Here is a 15,177-nt window from a genome sequence, read left to right as displayed (position 1 = left end):
CAGCCTCTCTTCATAAAATTTCAACAAACCCGCCGTTAGACCTATACCTGACCTCTCAAGTTGGGCATAGGTCTTGCGGATGGGTAAGGACGCCGAATTCCTGTCGGACGGATGCGCGTGCCTGAGGCGCGCCGTGGCGCTGATCATGGCGTTCGCGGCCGTCATGCTCGCCTGCCTGTGGGGAGCCGTCCTGCATGAGATCAATCATGAGCGGTCGACCGCGATCGAACTCGGCCAGCGCAAGGCCGCCGACTTGGCGCGCGCCTTCGAAGCGCGGCTGGCCGACCGCTTCAACCGGCTCGACCACGACCTCGTCGAGGTCCGCGACGCGGTGGGCGCGCCGCCCGGCCTTCGTCCCGGCCGGCTGGCGACGCTGAAACGCCCCCTTCTCGACCACGCCCTCATCCAGATGGCGATCATCGACGCTCACGGCCGCCTGATCGATTCGACGCTTCCCGTCTCCACCGGCAGGAGCGTGGCGGACCGCTCCTATTTCCGGGCCCACCGGGAGTGGGCGGCGGCGGGCACCAGCGACCGGCTGTTCGTCAGCGAGCCGATGCTGGGCCGGTTCTCCGACCGCTGGTCCGTCCAGTTCACCCGCCGCATCGAGAGCGCCGACGGCGCATTCGCCGGCATCCTGCTGTTCGCGGTCGATCCCTTCGTCTTCGTCGAGCTGGCGCAAGACCTGCCGATCGGCGACCACGGATTCGTCTCGCTCGTCGGCCGCGACCGCATCATCCGCCTTCTGCAGGCACGCCACGACGCGACGGTGCAGAAGACGTGGCTGGGCCGGCAGATCCCGGCCGACACCGCCCTGGTCGATCCGGAACGGCCGGGCATCGCCGTCGTCCCGATGACGGTCGCGGGCCACGCCACCGTGACCGCCTACCGGCGGATGCCGGGCATTCCCTTGATCGCCGCCGTCCACCTCACGGTCGAGGAGCTGCTCGCGCCGGTGCAGGAGCGGGCGACCTTCCTGGTGGGCGCCGCCGCCGCCGGATCCGCGGTCGTCGTGCTGTTCGCCGCCGGCCTGGCGGCGACGATCTGGCGCCAGCACCGCACCCGCGCCGCCCTCGCCGCCGCCAACGCCCGCCTGCGCGACAGCGAGCAGGCGCTGGAGCAGCGTGTCCTGGAGCGCACCCGGGAGCTGGAGGAGTCAAACCTTCACGTGCAGGAGCTGGCCTACACCGACCCGCTGACCCACCTGCCCAACCGCGCCCGGTTCGCCCAGCGCGCCGCCGAAGCGGTCGACCGTGCGGCGCGGGAGGGGCGCATGATGGCCCTGCTGTTCCTCGATCTCGACCGCTTCAAGATGGTCAACGACACGCTGGGCCACGCGGCCGGCGACGAGCTGCTGGTGGAAGTGGCGACCCGCATCCGGCGCATCGTCCGCCGGTCGGACGTCGTCGCCCGCATGGGCGGCGACGAATTCGTCATCATCGCCGAGAACCTCGCCGCCCCGGGGGACGCCCACCACACCGCGCAGCGTCTGCTGGCCGCCTTCGCGGCCCCGGTGTCCGTGCGCGGCCAGGACCTGCACCTCGGCCTGTCCATCGGTATCGCCCTGTTCCCCGACGACGGGGCGGATGCTTCGACGCTTCTGAAGAGCGCCGACGCCGCGATGTACGCGGCCAAGGCCGCCGGCCGCCACACGGTGCGCCAGTTCAGCGCGGCGATGAGCGACGCCGCGGCACGGCGCCTGGAGCTGGAGACCGCCCTGCGCCGCGCCGTCCAGGAGCAGGCCCTCACCCTGGTCTATCAGCCCAAGCTCTGCCTCGCCACCGGCCGCGTGCGCGGCGTCGAGGCGCTGGTCCGCTGGCAGCATCCGGAATGCGGATCGGTCTCGCCCGCCGAGTTCATCCCGCTCGCCGAGGAGACCGGGCTGATCGAACCGATCGGGGCCTGGGTGCTGGAGGAGGCCTGCCGCACCATCGCCGGCTGGGACGACGAACGGCTCGGCCCGCTCAGCGTCGCCGTGAACGTCGCCGCCACCCAGGTCACCCGTGGCGATCTCGTCGGGCAGATCGAGCGCCTCACCCACGCCCACCGCGTCGACCCCACCCGGCTGGAGATCGAGGTGACCGAAACCGCCGTGCTCGCCGACACCGACCGTGCGTTCGCCACCCTGAACCGCCTGCGGTCGCTCGGCGTGGTGGTGGCGCTGGACGATTTCGGCACCGGCTACTCCAGCCTGGCCCATCTGCGCCAGCTCGACATCGACAGCATCAAGATCGACCGCAGCTTCCTCGACGGCGTCCGCCTCGGCAACCGCAACGCCGAGATCGTCCGCCTGATCATCCGCCTGGCCAAGGCGCTCGACCTGACGGTGGTGGCCGAGGGCGTGGAATGCCCGGAGCACGTGACCTTCCTGAAGGAGAGCGGATGCGACCTGATCCAGGGCTTTCACATCGCCCGCCCCATGCCGCTCGCCGAGCTGGAAGCCTGGGTGGCCGGGCGTCGCGGCGCCGGCGTCTGCGGCCGACGGTCGGGCGCCGCCGCCGCCTGACGGCCGGGGCGCCGCTTCGTCGACAGGGTTACCCCCGATTGTTGACAATTTCCGCAGCGGCGGCCCTGACTGCACAAAGATGAGGCACCGGCCGCCCGTTCCGGCCGCCGAGGTCCGCCCGCCGGGCCGTCCGCGTCCCTGGCACGGGGGTTGCTAATTCCGCTCCGCTGCGCCCGGCACGGGCGGTTCTGATGCGGAGCGGATCCATGGCCTCGAAGACGTTCGGTTCGATGATGGGCGGGTTGGCGCTGGCCCTCGGCCTGGCGCTAGGCGCCGGCGACGCGGCGGCGGACACGCCGATCAAGTTCACCCTGGACTGGAAGTTCGAAGGGCCGGCCGCCGCCTTCCTGCTGGCCCAGGACAAGGGCTACTTCAAGGCCGAGGGGCTCGACGTCACCATCGACACCGGCAACGGCTCGGCCGGCGCGGTCACCCGCGTCGCCAGCGGTGCCTACGACATCGGCATGGCCGACATCAACTCGATGATCGAGTTCAACGCCAAGAACCCGGACAAGGCGATGAAGGCGGTCTTCATCGTCTACGACGTTCCCCCCTTCTCGCTGTTCGCCCTGAAGAAGAGCGGCATCGCCGCCCCCGCCGACCTCAAGGGCAAGACGCTCGGCGCGCCCATCTTCGACGCCCCGCGCAAGCTGTTCCCGGCCTACGCCAAGGCGGTCGGCCTGGCGCCCGACGCCGTCGCCTGGACCACCATGGACCCGCCGCTGCGCGAGCCGATGCTGGTGCGCGGCGACGTCGACGCCATCTCCGGCTTCTACTTCACCAGCCTGCTGAACCTGCGCGCCCAGGGCGTGAAGGAAAGCGACCTCACCGTCTTCAACTACGCCGACGCCGGCCTGACCCTCTACGGCAACGCGCTGCTGCCGGCGCCCAGGCTGATGGCGGAGAACCCCGAGGCGCTCAAGGGCTTCCTGCGCGCCGTCGTCAAGGGCTGGCGCGCCGTCATCGCCGATCCCGAGGCCGGCATCGCCGCGCTCAAGGCCCGCGACCCGCTGATCGACCCGGCGCTCGAGCTCGACCGGCTGAAGATGGCGATCGCCATGTGCGTGCTCACCCCCGACGTCAAGGCCGACGGCATGGGCGGCGTGCGCGCCGACCGCCTGAGCAGCGCCATCGACCAGGTGACCCTGGCCTTCGGCCTCGCCGACAAGCCGGCGCCGGAGGCGGTGTTCGACGCCGCGTTCCTGCCGGCCAAGGCCGACCGCATGCTGACCGCACCCTGAGCATCGGACCCTGAGAGGAAGAGGACCGCTGCCGTGACCGCCCCCTTCGTCGACCTCGACCGGGTCACCCTGCGCTATGGCGAGGGCGACAGCCTGGCCCTGGCCGAAACCACCATGAAGATCGCCCGCGGCGAGTTCATCGCCGTCGTCGGCCCCAGCGGCTGCGGCAAGTCCTCCCTGCTCAAGCTCGTCTCCGGCCTGATGCCGCCCACCGGCGGCACGGTGATCGTCGACGGCCACGAGGTGGCGGGGCCGCTGAAGATCGTCGGCATGGCCTTCCAGAACCCGACCCTGCTGCCCTGGCGCACGACCCTGCAGAACGTCATGCTGCCCATGGAGATCGTCGCGCCGCACCGCGGCCGGCTGCGCCGCAACCGGGCGGAGTACGAGGAGCGGGCACGGCGCACGCTTGCCAGCGTCGGCCTCGCCGGCTTCGAGGACAAGTACCCGTGGGAGCTGTCGGGGGGCATGCAGCAGCGCGCCTCGCTGTGCCGGGCGCTGATCCACGAGCCGGACCTGCTGATGCTGGACGAGCCGTTCGGCGCGCTCGACGCCTTCACCCGCGAGGAGCTGTGGGCGATCCTCCAGGAGCTGTGGACCGTCCGCCCCTTCACGGTGATCCTGGTCACCCACGACCTGCGCGAGGCCGCCTACCTCGCCGACACCGTCTACGTCATGAGCAAGCGGCCGGGCCGGATCGTCCACGCGCGGCGCAACGACCTGCCCCGCCCGCGCACGCTCGAGACCACCTTCACCCGGGAGTTCACCGACCTCGTGCACGAGCTGCGCGATCACATCAGCGCCGTGCGCACCGCCGCCGCGGCCCCCGAGGAGGCCCTGCCATGACCCCGGCCGTCCGCCGCCGGCTCGCCCGGGCCACGCCGCTGTGGTCGGCGCTGGCCCTGTTCGCGGTGTGGGAGCTGGCCTGCCGCGCCTTCGCCATCCCCGAATACATCCTCCCCACCCCGTCGGCCAGCTTCGCCGCCGCCTGGACGTTCCGCGGCGCGATCTGGATGCACGCCTTCCAGACCCTGCTGACGACGCTCGCCGGCTTCGCCCTGGCCGTCGGGTTCGGCGTGCTGCTGGGGGTGGCGGTGGGCTCCTCGCGGGCCGTCTACGCCGCGGCGAACCCGCTGCTGATCGGCTTCAACAGCGTGCCCAAGGTGGCGGTGGTGCCGATCCTGGTGATGTGGTTCGGCATCGGCACGGTGCCGGCGGTGATCACCGCCTTCCTCATCAGCTTCTTCCCCATCGTCGTCAACGTCGCCACCGGGCTCGCCACCCTGGAGCCGGAGCTGCGCGACGTGCTGCGCTCGCTGGGCGCCACCCGCACCGACATCCTGGTGAAGGTCGCCTTCCCCCGGGCGCTGCCGTTCTTCTTCGCCTCGCTCAAGGTGGCCGTCACGTTGGCCTTCGTCGGCTCCGTCATGTCGGAGACCGTGGCCTCCAACCTGGGTGTCGGCTACCTCATGATGTCGGCCAGCTCGAAGTTCAACATGCCCCTGGTGTTCGCCGGCCTGCTGGTGATCGCCGCCATGGGCATCGCCATGTACGAGGCCTTCTCCATCGTCGAGCGGCGCTCCACCCGCTGGGCGCACCGCGGCAACCCGGCGGCGTGAGGCCGCCCCGTCCTGCCTTGTCCTGCCTTGTCCTGCCTTGTCCTGCCTTGTCCTGCCTTGTCCTGCCTTGTCCTGCCTTGTCCTGCCTTGTCCTGCCTTGTCCTGCCTTGTCCTGCCTTGTCCTGCCTTGTCCTGGAGGATCCATGAAGACCCTGACGTCGCTGCTGGGCGGGTTCGCCCTGTCCCTCGGACTGGTCGTCGGCCCGGCCGGTCCCGCCGCGGCCGACACGCCGATCCGCTTCATCCTCGACTGGAAGTTCGAGGGGCCGGCGGCGCCCTTCCTGGTGGCCCAGCAGAAGGGTTACTTCAAGGCCGAGGGGATCGACGTCACGATCGACAGCGGCAACGGCTCGGTGGGGGCGGTCACCCGGGTCGCCGGCGGCAGCTACGACATCGGCGCCGCCGATTTCGGCGCCATGCTGGAGTTCAACGAGAAGAACCCGGACAAGGCGCTGACCGCCGTCTTCATGATCTACGACGCGCCGCCGTCCGCCATCTTCACCCTGAAGAAGAGCGGCCTCGCCAGGCCCGGCGACCTCAAGGGCAAGACCCTGGGCGCCCCCATCTTCGACGCCGCGCGCAAGATGTTCCCGGCCTTCGCCGGCGCCGTCGGCCTGACCCCGGCCGACGTCACCTGGACCACCATGGAGCCGGCCCTGCGCGAGCCGATGCTGGTGCGCGGCGACGTCGACGCCATCTCCGGCTTCACCTTCACCAGCCTGCTGAACCTGCGCGCCAACGGCGTGCCGGAAAGCGACGTCACCGTCTTCACCTATTCCGGCGTCGGGCTGAAGCTCTACGGCAACGTGCTGATCCCGTCGCCCGAGCTGCGCAAGGAGCACCCGGAGGCGCTGAAGGGCTTCCTGCGCGCCGTCGTCAAGGGCTGGCGGGACACCGTCGCCGACCCCTCCATCGGCGTCGCGGCGCTGACGGCGCGCGACCCGCTGATCGATCCGGCGCTCGAGCTGGAGCGCCTGAAGATGGCCATCGCCCAGTGCGTCAACACCGCCGACGTCAAGGCCGACGGCATGGGTGCGGTGCGCGCCGACCGGCTCGCCGTCACCGTGGAGCAGGTGGCCCAGGCCTTCGGCTTCCAGTCGACGCCGTCGCCCGATACGGCGTTCGACGCCTCGTTCCTGCCGGCCAAGGACGAGCGGATGCTGCCGCTGCCGTAAGGGGGCGGCATGGGGGTGACGTTCGACCGGGACCAGCTTCTCGCCGCCTTCGACGCGCTCGGTGCGGCCGCCGTCGACGCGGGGGGTGCATCCCGCACCTTGTGGTCTCCGGCGGAGTTCCGCAACCACAACATCTTCACCGAGGAATGGCCGTTGCGGAGGGCGCGGACGCCCGTCGGCCGGCCGGCATAGACCGCGGGTCCATCGCTACACCAACGCCGCCACCGCCTGTCCCAGCATCACCACACCGGACAGCAGCAGCAGCCCGAGCACCACCCGGCGGAACGCCTGTTCGGAGAAGCGCGTGTAGAGCGCCGCCCCCGCCAGCGCCGGCAGCAGCACCGCCGGCAGCACCAGGGCGAACAGGTGCAGCGCCTCGGCCGTCACCGCGCCGGCGGCGATGTAGGCGACGAAGGTGAGGGCGTGCATGGCGAGGTTGAAGGTCTGGAAGGTGGCGCGCTGGCTGTCGCGGTCCCAGCCGCGCAGCGTGCACCAGATGGTGGGCGCCGGCCCCGGCAGCCCGGCGACGCCGCACATCACGCCGCCGATCCAGCCGACGCCGGCGTCGGCGGCGCGGCCGCCGTGGTGGATGCGCGGCATCGCCCGGGCGAACAGCATGATCGGGCAGTAGACCACCAGCAGCAGCCCCACCCCCAGCCGGAACAGGTCGGCGTCGAGGTGGTGCAGGAGCAGCGTGCCGACCGGCACGCCGGCCGCACCGCCGGCGACGAAGGGCAGGATGCGGCGCCAGCTGAAGCCGAGGCGCACGGTGCGCACGCACAGCAGCTGCCCGACCAGCGAGCCGAACACCACCACCGGGCCGACGAGTTGCGGCGACAGCGTCCAGGCCCAGAAGGCCATGGCGGTCAGCCCGAAGGCGAAGCCCGACAGCCCCTGCACGAAGCCGGCCGCCGCCGCCCCGGCCACCACGCTGACCAGAACCATATCCATGAACGGATCGCCCGCGGCTAGCGCTGCATGCCCCACTTCTGCACGGTGGCGCGCTCGATGGTGCGGAACACCACGCTCTCCACCAGGAGGCCGATGATGATCACCGTCGTCAGGCCGGCGAAGACGTTGGCGATCTCCAGCTGGTTGCGGTTCTCGAAGATGAACCAGCCGAGCCCGCCCGAGCCGGAGGACACGCCGAACACCAGCTCCGCCGCGATCAGGGTGCGCCAGGCGAAGGCCCAGCCGATCTTCAGCCCGGCCAGGATCGCCGGGAACGCCGCCGGAATGAGGATCAGGAAGACGTAGCGCACACCCTTGAGCCCGTAGTTCCGTCCCGCCATGCGCAGGGTCTCGCTGACCGACAGGAAGCCGGAATGGGTGTTCAGCGACACCGGCCACAGCACGGAGTGGATGAGCACGAAGATCAGGCTCGGCACCCCCAGCCCGAACCACAGCAACGCCAGCGGCAGCAGCGCGATCGCCGGCAGCGGGTTGAACATGGCGGTCAGGGTGGCGAGGATGTCGGTGCCGATGCGGGTCGACACCGCCAGCGTCGTCAGCACCGCCGCCAGCGCCACGCCGGCGCCGTAGCCCAGCAGCAGCACCTGGATCGACACCAGGCAGCGCTGCAGCAGCTCGCCGTGCACCGCGGAGTCCCACAGCGCTTCCACCATGGCGCCGAAGGTGGGGAACATCAGCGGGTTGTCGATGGAGGCGGCGTAGAGCTGCCAGACCACGGCCAGCACGACGAGGATGGCGCCACGGCGCACCGCGGTGACGTTGGTCAGCCGTTCCCACGCCGACAGCGGCCGCTCGACGTCGCCGATGTTGCTGGCGTCGAGGATGTCGCGCTCGATCTCCGGGCGCGCCGGCGGGGCGACCGGCGGCGGCATGTGTCCGTCAACCGTGGCGCGCATGGACGGCTCCACCGGGTGTGGCGCCGGCCGCCGCCAGCGGATCGGCGAACAGCATGGCGTGGATGCGCGACTCCAGCTCGCCGAAGGCGGCGTCCTTCACCGTGTCGCGGCTGTGGTGGTCGCTGTTGAGCTCGGCCCGCGCCTGTCCCGGGTGCGGCGTCAGCACGAGGATGCGGCTGCCGACGATGATCGCCTCCTCGATGGAATGGGTGACGAACAGCACGGTGAAGCGCACCTGGTCCCACAGCTCCAGGAGCTCGTCCTGCATGCGCCGGCGGGTCAGCGCGTCGAGGGCGGCGAAGGGCTCGTCCATCAGCAGGATGTCGGGCTCCAGCGCCAGCGCGCGGGCGATGGCGACGCGCTGCTTCATGCCGCCCGACAGCATGTGCGGGAAGGCGTCGACGAACTTGCCCAGACCCACCTTGTGGATGGTGTCGACGGCGCGCTCCTCCATCTCCTTGCGGTTGGCGAAGCGGCCGCAGCAGGCCATCGGGAACAGCACGTTCTGGCGCACCGTCTTCCACGGCAGGAGCTGGTCGAACTCCTGGAACACCATCATGCGGTCGGGCCCGGGGCCGGCGACCGGCCGGCCGTTCAGGCGGATGCGCCCTTCCACCGGCTGCAGGAACCCGGCCACCCCCTTGAGCAGGGTCGACTTGCCGCAGCCCGACGGCCCCAGCAGGATGAAGCGGTCGCCGCGGTGGACGTCGAAGCTGACGCGGTAGGTGGCGGTGACGAGATGCTGGCGGGTCTTGTACTGCAGGGTCACGTCCCGCACTTCCAGGAGCGGGGTGTCGGCACGGGGCGCGCCGCCGCGCCCCACGCCGTCCAGACGCCTCACGCTTCCCATGCCCTCAGCTCCCCGACAGGCCGTGGATGTCGTCGAAGAACAGCTCCGACCAGTCCGCCGCCTTGTTGCGGATCGAGCCGATCTTGTACATGAAGTTCACGTACTTCATGACGTTCTTCGGCTGCAGGGTGAACTCGTTCTCCGGATCGGCGAGGATCTTCTCGACGAAGGCGACCGGCAGCTTCGAGTTCTCCTCCTCGACGTAGATCGCCGCGGCCTTGGCGCGATCCTTGTTGATGAGATCCACCGAGTCCTGGAGCGCGGTGAGGAAGGCCTTGTAGGTCTTCGGGTTGGTCTCGCGGAACTTGGCGGTCGCCCACACCGCGTTGAAGGTGGAGGGGCCGCCCAGCACGTCGTAGGAGCTGATCACCTTGTGCACCCGCTTGTCGTCCAGTTCCTGGTACATGAAGGGGGCGCTGGTGAAGTGCGCGGTGATCTCCGACTTGCCCGACATCATGGCGGTCATGCCGTCGGGATGCTTCATGGAGACGGTGAGGCGGTCCAGCTTGTTCTCGCCGCCCTCGCCGAACGCCTGCTCCGCCGCCATCTGCAGGGTCACCGCCTGGATCGACACCTTGACCGCCGGCAGGGCGATCTTGTCGCTGTCGGTGAAGTCCTTCACCGACTTGATCGCCGGGTTGATGGTGTTGAGGTAGAGCGGCATGGCGTTCAAGGAGGCGACGCCCTTGATCTCGAGGCGCGATCCCTTGGTCTTGTCCCAGATGGTGATCAGCGGGCCGACGCCGCCCGCCACGAAATGGGCGTTGCCGGACAGCAGCGCCTCGTTGGTGGCGGCGCCGCCGCCGAGCTGCACCCAGTTCACGGTGATGTCGCCGAGACCGGCCTTGGCCGCCGCCTTTTCCAGCAGCTTCTGGTTCTTCATCACCATCAGCGGCAGATAGCTGACGCCGAACTGCTGCGAGATCGCCACCTCGCCAACCTCGGCGCGCGCCGGGACGGTGGCGAGCGCCGCCGCGGCGGCGACGGCTGCCGCCAGGACGAAGGCATGCGGTTTCCTGCTGTGGCCCATGGTCACTCCTCCCTTGGGGTGTCCGGCGGCACCGCTTAAGCTGGTGCCACTGACAGTGCGTTCCAGCAACTTTTTCCGTCAGCGTACCCGCGGGCTTGGCGTCTTGTCAACGACAGTCCTATATAAGACTTGCGTACGGCTGGCGTGCGATGCCTGCCGCCGCGGTTCGCACACCATGCGCTAATATGCTGTTCTGGAACGGCTTTGCCCTCACGACGCCCCTTGCCGACCGCGCCGGGGGCCGAGTACACTAACTTAGTTATAGGAATTTTCCGGGAGGATGGAGGCATGGGGGCATTGGATCGTGGGGCCGCGGTGGCGGTCCGCGCGTCGGGGGCCGACCACCGTCCTCTCTACACCCAGGTGCGCGACCTGATGATCGGCCGCATCGGCTCCGGAGCCTGGAAGCCGGGCGAGATGATCCCCAGCGAGTTCCAGCTGGCGTCGGAGTTCGGCGTCAGCCAGGGCACGGTGCGCAAGGCGCTGATCGAGCTGGAGCAGCAGAACCTGGTGGTGCGCTGGCAGGGCCGCGGCACCTACGTGGCGGAGCACTCGCGCCAGCGCTCGCTGTTCCACTTCTTCCACGTCGTCGACGCCGGGGACCGCAAGGAGCTGCCGGTCTCGATCGTCTTCGAGCAGCGCGCCAAGCGGGCAACGCGCGAGGAGGCGCGGCTCCTCCACCTCGGGTCGCGGGCCAGCGTCCACAGCATCCAGCGGGTGCGCCACCTCGCCGGCGGCCCGGTGATCCTGGAGCGGGTGGTGGTGCCGACGGCGCTGTTCAAGGACCTCAAGGTGCCCCTGAACACTCCTCTGGAGGAGGAGCTGTACGTCCTCTACCAGCGCCACTACGGCGTCACCATCGCGCGCGCCGACGAGCGCCTGGCCGCGGTCGCCGCCGGCCCCGCCGACGCCGAGCACCTCGGCGTGCCCGAGGGCTCGCCGCTCCTGGAGATCGTCCGCATCGCCAGCGACGTGAACGGCAACCCCGTGGAGTTGCGGATCAGCCGCGTGCACACGGCCAACCACCGCTACGCCAGCCGGATCGATTGAGGGAACGGCGGGATCGACGGTCGCTCACGGCGACCAGGGCAAGGACCGATACAGGCTGGCAACGGCGGCGAAATCGGCCTCGAAGTCGAGCGCTGCGCCGGTGCGGTCGAACCTCATCTCGTCGTACCGTCGGCGTGATCGCTCGCGGAGTTCCGAATCGTCCATCATGTCGGACGTCGGTTCGAAGTTCCGGCTTCTTGCCTTGGTGAGGAAGATGGCGTGAATTTTCGCAAGTTCGCCCGGCGTGAATCGACGCTGTGACACAACGCGCGCGATGTCATAGATGTCCTGGCGACGGTAGCGGTCGCGCACCTTCTGCTGGACGATGGCCCGCATCTTCTCGGCGACGAGTTCATGAACGCTGTAGGCGAGAATCGTCGGATTGCCTTCGTCCGGCCAGGCGGGATCGCCGCCGTCGGCGATCTCGACCTCCTGCCAATCGTAGACGGGCTCGTTGAAGCTGATGTCGACGTGAAGAACGTTGGCCGCCCCGCGTTCCACGAGCCGGCGCTCCTGCGAGCCGCCCTTTTCCGCATATCCGATGCTCATGCGCAGGGTCGGCCAGGGGAATTCCGGCTGGGGTGGGCGCATTTCGGACGACTGCACGCGAAACAGCAGGTGCGTGTAACCGAGATCGAGGGCCGCCAAGGTCATGTGACGATCGAGGATGGTCTCGATCTGCCGATCGAAACCCTCGGGCGGAGCCGTCGTCGTGAAATCGATGTCCGTCGTGACGCGGGAACTCCCGTAGGCCAGATTCATCAACGTTCCGCCCTTCAGGAACAGCGTATCACGGATGTCGCCCGCCTCGGCGATTGCTCGGATCAGAACGTCAATGGCCTGCCGGCGCCGGTGTTCGACGGGGTGGGCCGCCTTGGCCTCAATCCATTCGCCGATATCGACCCGCAGCCGCGTCATCCGGATACCGCCGGCAGATCGACGTTGATGGACAGCATCCAACCTTCCGAAAAGGTGGGGCGGCCGTCGCTGTTCGGGTCAAGGCGCCGGGATCCGCCGCGCTGTGCGAAAGCACGCCAGCCCTCGACTATGGCATGACTGACACCGAGGTAGTCGGACAGGATGTAACCGGCACGCACCTTCGCAATCGGCGAGTCGAGCGCATTCACCGCAGTGACGATCCGCTCGAGGTAGGTGCGTGCATGATCCCGCCAAACTTCCATCACGTGCGCCATGCCTCCGCAGAGTTGGGGAGCAAGAAGCGTGTCGCAGAACACCTGATCGATCCGCGCCATTCGGACGTGGCTTTCGCGCAACCTGACGGAACGTCCGACCACCTTCGGGGTGAAGACCTTGACGGGACGCTGCCGAACAACGCCCGGGAATTCGTGGCGAAGGAGCCGGAAGCTGGTAAATCCATCGAGCGCCTCCCCCAGGCTGGCACGGTCATTGGCCACCACCGCCTCGGCCAGACTTCGCCATGCACGCTCCTCGGGGCGTGTAATGACCAGATTCTCGGGAATTCGGTCGGTCAACCCGTAGTGCTCCATGGCGGAAAAATGGGACACATAGGCGAAGGGATCGACCAAACAGCAGGCCTCCTCCGCCGTCGCGTCAGGCAGGCGGTTCACCGTGTAGATCCCGCTCGGGAATTCAGCATCCGGAGCCAGTTTGAATTCCGCCGTCAACTGGCGCACGACCCGTCGGTAGTCGGAGTCGGACGCCACCCGTGCGAGGCTGTAGACCGACGTCCCGCGGTACCCGCCCTCCCAGGCGATCTGCCCGATCGTCCGCAGCACGTCGTAGCGTGCGACGATGGGATGCTTGGCCCGGACAAAGGCGTCGTAGCACGCATCCGACAGCCGCAGACGCTTCTTGGACGGTCTCATCAAGGGCCCCACCGCCTACATGTCCTCAGGACATGTAGGCGGTGGGGCCCTTATGTCAAGGGGCGACACCAACAGCTGGACATTGCTGAGAAAATCCGCGCCCTTGACAGACGGCGTTCTGCCCTATATCCGTCCTTAGGACGGATATAGGGCAGAACGCCCAGTTCGGTCCCCGCCTTCCCTACTCCCGCTCGATCCCCGGCCGGTATTCGAACCGCCGCCCCGCTTCCCGCCCCTCCTCGAAGGCGTCGGCGACGACGCGCCGCCGCGTGCGCGCCCTGCTGCGGAAGGACAGGCCGAGCTTGGCGATGTCCTCGTCGATGGCGGCCGCCTTCAGCGGCACCAGGTCACGGCCCGTCGCCGTCTTCAGCCCCGCCTCGCGCTCGTGCCGCAGGCGGCGCAGCTTCTCGATGATGCCGTGCGCCAGACCGACCTGGAAGGAATGGGTGGCGCTGCGCCGCTCGCCGCCGGACGACGCGGCGTACAGCTCGCCGCCGCGGAAGGTTTCGGTCTCCGTGGCGAAGGTCCGCTCGACGACCTCGTAGAGGTAGCCGGCGGCGGCCACGTCGGCGGGCAGCCCGAAGAAGACGTGGCGCAGATCGCCCAGCGGGCCGGTTTCGCCCCACACTCGGCAGTCCAGGAACGCCGCGATGGCCGGCACGCACTCGTCGATGGGGCCGGCGCGGCGGCGCCCGGTGCTGATGCCCAGCCCCTCGCACCTCTGCTGCTTCAGGTCGATCTCGCTGAGCGACAGGCCGTAGCGGTCCAGCAGCTCGGCCACCTTGGCGGCGGCGGCGATGGCCTCCTCCTCGGTGCAGCCCTGCTCGACCGTCTTGGCGCGCAGCGCCTGGATGCGCTGGATCAGGCGGTCGAGATCGGTCCCGCGGGCCGGGCCGCCGGCGCCGGGTGACGACGCGCCGAGCCGCCGGCGCAGGCGCTCGAACAGCGCGCGCGCCTCGACCGGCAGCACACCGTCGGCGACCTCGCGGTCGATCAGGGCGGCCAGCCGGTCGAGCGTCACCGCGCCCGACAGGCCGACCGACGCCCGGTAGGCCATCGCCTCCATCTGCACGGCGGCGAGCCGGGCGTAGGCCCGCGCCAGCTCCGGCGCCCTCCCGCCCGCCTCGGCCATGACCGAACTCGCCAGCAGGTCCAGCACGCTGTCCGCATCCGTCAGCGAACGGGCGCGCTGAACCTCGTCCGCCGGCGGCTCGACGTCGTCGGGCCGGGCCGACCAGGCCAGCGCCAGGGCCTCGATCTCGGGATTCTCCGGTCCGAAGGGGAGGTCGTCGGGCGCCTCGCCGTCGGCCGGCGTGTTCAGTCCGGGAACCGACGGACCGCCGTGGCGCAGGATGTGACGGTACAGCGCATCGGCGCAGCGGTGGGGATTGGACAGGCCCTTGCCGCCCGGCCGGACGTAGCCCATGGCCAGCGCCAGCGCGGCGTCGTCCAGCGGGGTGCGCGGGCCGACGACGATGAACCCGTCCTCGAACGGGCACAGGCGGGTGACGAAATGGACGCCCTCCGTGCCCGCCGGAATGTCGGCGACGTAGAGGCGCAGGTCGCCGCCGGTCGCGACGTCGCGGGCGGTGACGGTGCGCCCCTCGTCCACCGCATCGATGCGCAGGAGACGGAAGCTGGCCTGGCGCATCCGCCCGATCGCCTGCGCCTCCTCCGCCGAGGCGGGCTTGTGGTTGCGCGCCAGGCGGTCGAAGGCGGTGGAGCCGCCGCCCGACGGCTGGAACAGCGCCACGTCGGCGGCGAGCACCATGGCGTCGGCCGTCAGCCGCTCGATGTCGGGATGCTCCGGGTCCAGGGCTCCCGGCGGCAGCCAGCCGCGCAGCGCCTGCTCGATCCGGTTGGCCGGAACGAAGCGCATCGCCTCCAGCAGCAGGTCCGCCGTCCGGCCGCACGCCTCCTCGGCGCGCTCCACGGTTCCCTTGCCCATGCCTCTCTCCCCGATGCCGCGGGGCGAGCATGTCCGCCGGAAC

Annotated in this window: 14 protein-coding genes; 7 read left to right on the top strand and 7 right to left on the bottom strand. The window is 69.7% G+C overall.

Annotated features, from left to right (window positions below):
- Nucleotides 1–79 precede the first annotated feature (79 nt).
- The 6 genes from ACSBPG_RS26260 to ACSBPG_RS26235 all read left to right on the top strand — a co-directional run bounded on the left by ACSBPG_RS26260 (nt 80) and on the right by ACSBPG_RS26235 (nt 6,733).
- The gene (locus ACSBPG_RS26260) at nt 80–2,506 is read left to right on the top strand and encodes a putative bifunctional diguanylate cyclase/phosphodiesterase (RefSeq protein ID WP_435540198.1); all 2,427 of its coding nucleotides are present in this window, start codon (nt 80–82) and stop codon (nt 2,504–2,506) included.
- A 206-nt stretch (nt 2,507–2,712) separates the two neighbouring features.
- Nucleotides 2,713–3,747: an ABC transporter substrate-binding protein gene (locus ACSBPG_RS26255; RefSeq protein WP_435540197.1), complete on the top strand. Its 1,035-nt coding sequence runs from the start codon at nt 2,713–2,715 to the stop codon at nt 3,745–3,747.
- A 33-nt stretch (nt 3,748–3,780) separates the two neighbouring features.
- A complete protein-coding gene (locus ACSBPG_RS26250) occupies nt 3,781–4,593 on the top strand; it encodes an ABC transporter ATP-binding protein (protein ID WP_435540196.1) in 813 nt (270 codons plus the stop codon).
- Nucleotides 4,590–5,366, top strand: coding sequence for an ABC transporter permease (locus ACSBPG_RS26245; RefSeq protein ID WP_435540195.1), 777 nt, complete (start codon nt 4,590–4,592; stop codon nt 5,364–5,366). Before ACSBPG_RS26250 ends, ACSBPG_RS26245 begins: the two co-directional genes overlap by 4 nt.
- Before the next feature lie 143 nt (nt 5,367–5,509).
- Nucleotides 5,510–6,541 carry an ABC transporter substrate-binding protein gene (locus ACSBPG_RS26240; protein ID WP_435540194.1) on the top strand — a complete coding sequence of 344 codons (1,032 nt, stop codon included), beginning with the start codon at nt 5,510–5,512 and terminating at the stop codon, nt 6,539–6,541.
- Nucleotides 6,542–6,550: 9 nt separating this feature from the next.
- Complete coding sequence (locus ACSBPG_RS26235) at nt 6,551–6,733, top strand: hypothetical protein (protein WP_435540193.1); 183 nt, start codon at nt 6,551–6,553, stop codon at nt 6,731–6,733.
- A 15-nt stretch (nt 6,734–6,748) separates the two neighbouring features.
- Here the strand turns inward: ACSBPG_RS26235 and ACSBPG_RS26230 are convergent, their stop codons facing one another.
- From ACSBPG_RS26230 to ACSBPG_RS26215, 4 genes are read right to left on the bottom strand one after another with little or no spacing between them, the layout of a single operon-like run.
- Nucleotides 6,749–7,492 carry a sulfite exporter TauE/SafE family protein gene (locus ACSBPG_RS26230; RefSeq protein ID WP_435540192.1) on the bottom strand — a complete coding sequence of 248 codons (744 nt, stop codon included), beginning with the start codon at nt 7,490–7,492 and terminating at the stop codon, nt 6,749–6,751.
- A 17-nt stretch (nt 7,493–7,509) separates the two neighbouring features.
- Nucleotides 7,510–8,409 carry an ABC transporter permease gene (locus ACSBPG_RS26225; protein WP_435540191.1) on the bottom strand — a complete coding sequence of 300 codons (900 nt, stop codon included), beginning with the start codon at nt 8,407–8,409 and terminating at the stop codon, nt 7,510–7,512.
- Complete coding sequence (locus ACSBPG_RS26220) at nt 8,393–9,259, bottom strand: ABC transporter ATP-binding protein (RefSeq protein ID WP_435540190.1); 867 nt, start codon at nt 9,257–9,259, stop codon at nt 8,393–8,395. Before ACSBPG_RS26220 ends, ACSBPG_RS26225 begins: the two co-directional genes overlap by 17 nt.
- A 4-nt stretch (nt 9,260–9,263) precedes the next feature.
- Nucleotides 9,264–10,289 carry an ABC transporter substrate-binding protein gene (locus ACSBPG_RS26215; protein WP_435540189.1) on the bottom strand — a complete coding sequence of 342 codons (1,026 nt, stop codon included), beginning with the start codon at nt 10,287–10,289 and terminating at the stop codon, nt 9,264–9,266.
- A 288-nt stretch (nt 10,290–10,577) separates the two neighbouring features.
- Here ACSBPG_RS26215 and ACSBPG_RS26210 point away from each other — a divergent pair, with 288 nt between their 5' ends.
- Entirely contained in the window at nt 10,578–11,339 is a 762-nt protein-coding gene (locus ACSBPG_RS26210; protein WP_435540188.1) for a GntR family transcriptional regulator, read from the top strand.
- Between the two features lie 24 nt (nt 11,340–11,363).
- On the opposite strand, the gene ACSBPG_RS26205 is transcribed toward ACSBPG_RS26210, so the two are convergent.
- The 3 genes from ACSBPG_RS26205 to ACSBPG_RS26195 all read right to left on the bottom strand — a co-directional run bounded on the left by ACSBPG_RS26205 (nt 11,364) and on the right by ACSBPG_RS26195 (nt 15,134).
- Nucleotides 11,364–12,257, bottom strand: coding sequence for a nucleotidyl transferase AbiEii/AbiGii toxin family protein (locus tag ACSBPG_RS26205; RefSeq protein WP_435540187.1), 894 nt, complete (start codon nt 12,255–12,257; stop codon nt 11,364–11,366).
- Complete coding sequence (locus ACSBPG_RS26200; RefSeq protein WP_435540186.1) at nt 12,254–13,186, bottom strand: hypothetical protein; 933 nt, start codon at nt 13,184–13,186, stop codon at nt 12,254–12,256. Before ACSBPG_RS26200 ends, ACSBPG_RS26205 begins: the two co-directional genes overlap by 4 nt.
- Before the next feature lie 181 nt (nt 13,187–13,367).
- Nucleotides 13,368–15,134 (bottom strand): DUF7168 domain-containing protein, encoded by a 1,767-nt coding sequence (locus tag ACSBPG_RS26195; RefSeq protein WP_435540185.1) that lies wholly within the window; start codon nt 15,132–15,134, stop codon nt 13,368–13,370.
- Nucleotides 15,135–15,177: the final 43 nt, after the last annotated feature.

Source organism: Azospirillum sp. ST 5-10 (genome assembly GCF_051225715.1).
In the GTDB taxonomy this organism is placed as follows: Bacteria; Pseudomonadota; Alphaproteobacteria; order Azospirillales; family Azospirillaceae; genus Azospirillum.
This window is presented reverse-complemented; position numbering and strand designations above follow the sequence as displayed.

Bases quoted from the DNA above. Each gene is read 5' to 3' on its own strand.
- ACSBPG_RS26245 (WP_435540195.1), top strand. From the start codon at position 4,590: ATGACCCCGGCCGTCCGCCGCCGGCTCGCCCGGGCCACGCCGCTGTGG.
- ACSBPG_RS26200 (WP_435540186.1), bottom strand. From the start codon at position 13,186: ATGAGACCGTCCAAGAAGCGTCTGCGGCTGTCGGATGCGTGCTACGAC.
- ACSBPG_RS26225 (WP_435540191.1), bottom strand. From the start codon at position 8,409: ATGCGCGCCACGGTTGACGGACACATGCCGCCGCCGGTCGCCCCGCCG.
- ACSBPG_RS26205 (WP_435540187.1), bottom strand. From the start codon at position 12,257: ATGACGCGGCTGCGGGTCGATATCGGCGAATGGATTGAGGCCAAGGCG.
- ACSBPG_RS26230 (WP_435540192.1), bottom strand. From the start codon at position 7,492: ATGGATATGGTTCTGGTCAGCGTGGTGGCCGGGGCGGCGGCGGCCGGC.
- ACSBPG_RS26215 (WP_435540189.1), bottom strand. From the start codon at position 10,289: ATGGGCCACAGCAGGAAACCGCATGCCTTCGTCCTGGCGGCAGCCGTC.
- ACSBPG_RS26210 (WP_435540188.1), top strand. From the start codon at position 10,578: ATGGGGGCATTGGATCGTGGGGCCGCGGTGGCGGTCCGCGCGTCGGGG.
- ACSBPG_RS26220 (WP_435540190.1), bottom strand. From the start codon at position 9,259: ATGGGAAGCGTGAGGCGTCTGGACGGCGTGGGGCGCGGCGGCGCGCCC.
- ACSBPG_RS26195 (WP_435540185.1), bottom strand. From the start codon at position 15,134: ATGGGCAAGGGAACCGTGGAGCGCGCCGAGGAGGCGTGCGGCCGGACG.
- ACSBPG_RS26255 (WP_435540197.1), top strand. From the start codon at position 2,713: ATGGCCTCGAAGACGTTCGGTTCGATGATGGGCGGGTTGGCGCTGGCC.
- ACSBPG_RS26260 (WP_435540198.1), top strand. From the start codon at position 80: ATGGGTAAGGACGCCGAATTCCTGTCGGACGGATGCGCGTGCCTGAGG.
- ACSBPG_RS26235 (WP_435540193.1), top strand. From the start codon at position 6,551: ATGGGGGTGACGTTCGACCGGGACCAGCTTCTCGCCGCCTTCGACGCG.
- ACSBPG_RS26240 (WP_435540194.1), top strand. From the start codon at position 5,510: ATGAAGACCCTGACGTCGCTGCTGGGCGGGTTCGCCCTGTCCCTCGGA.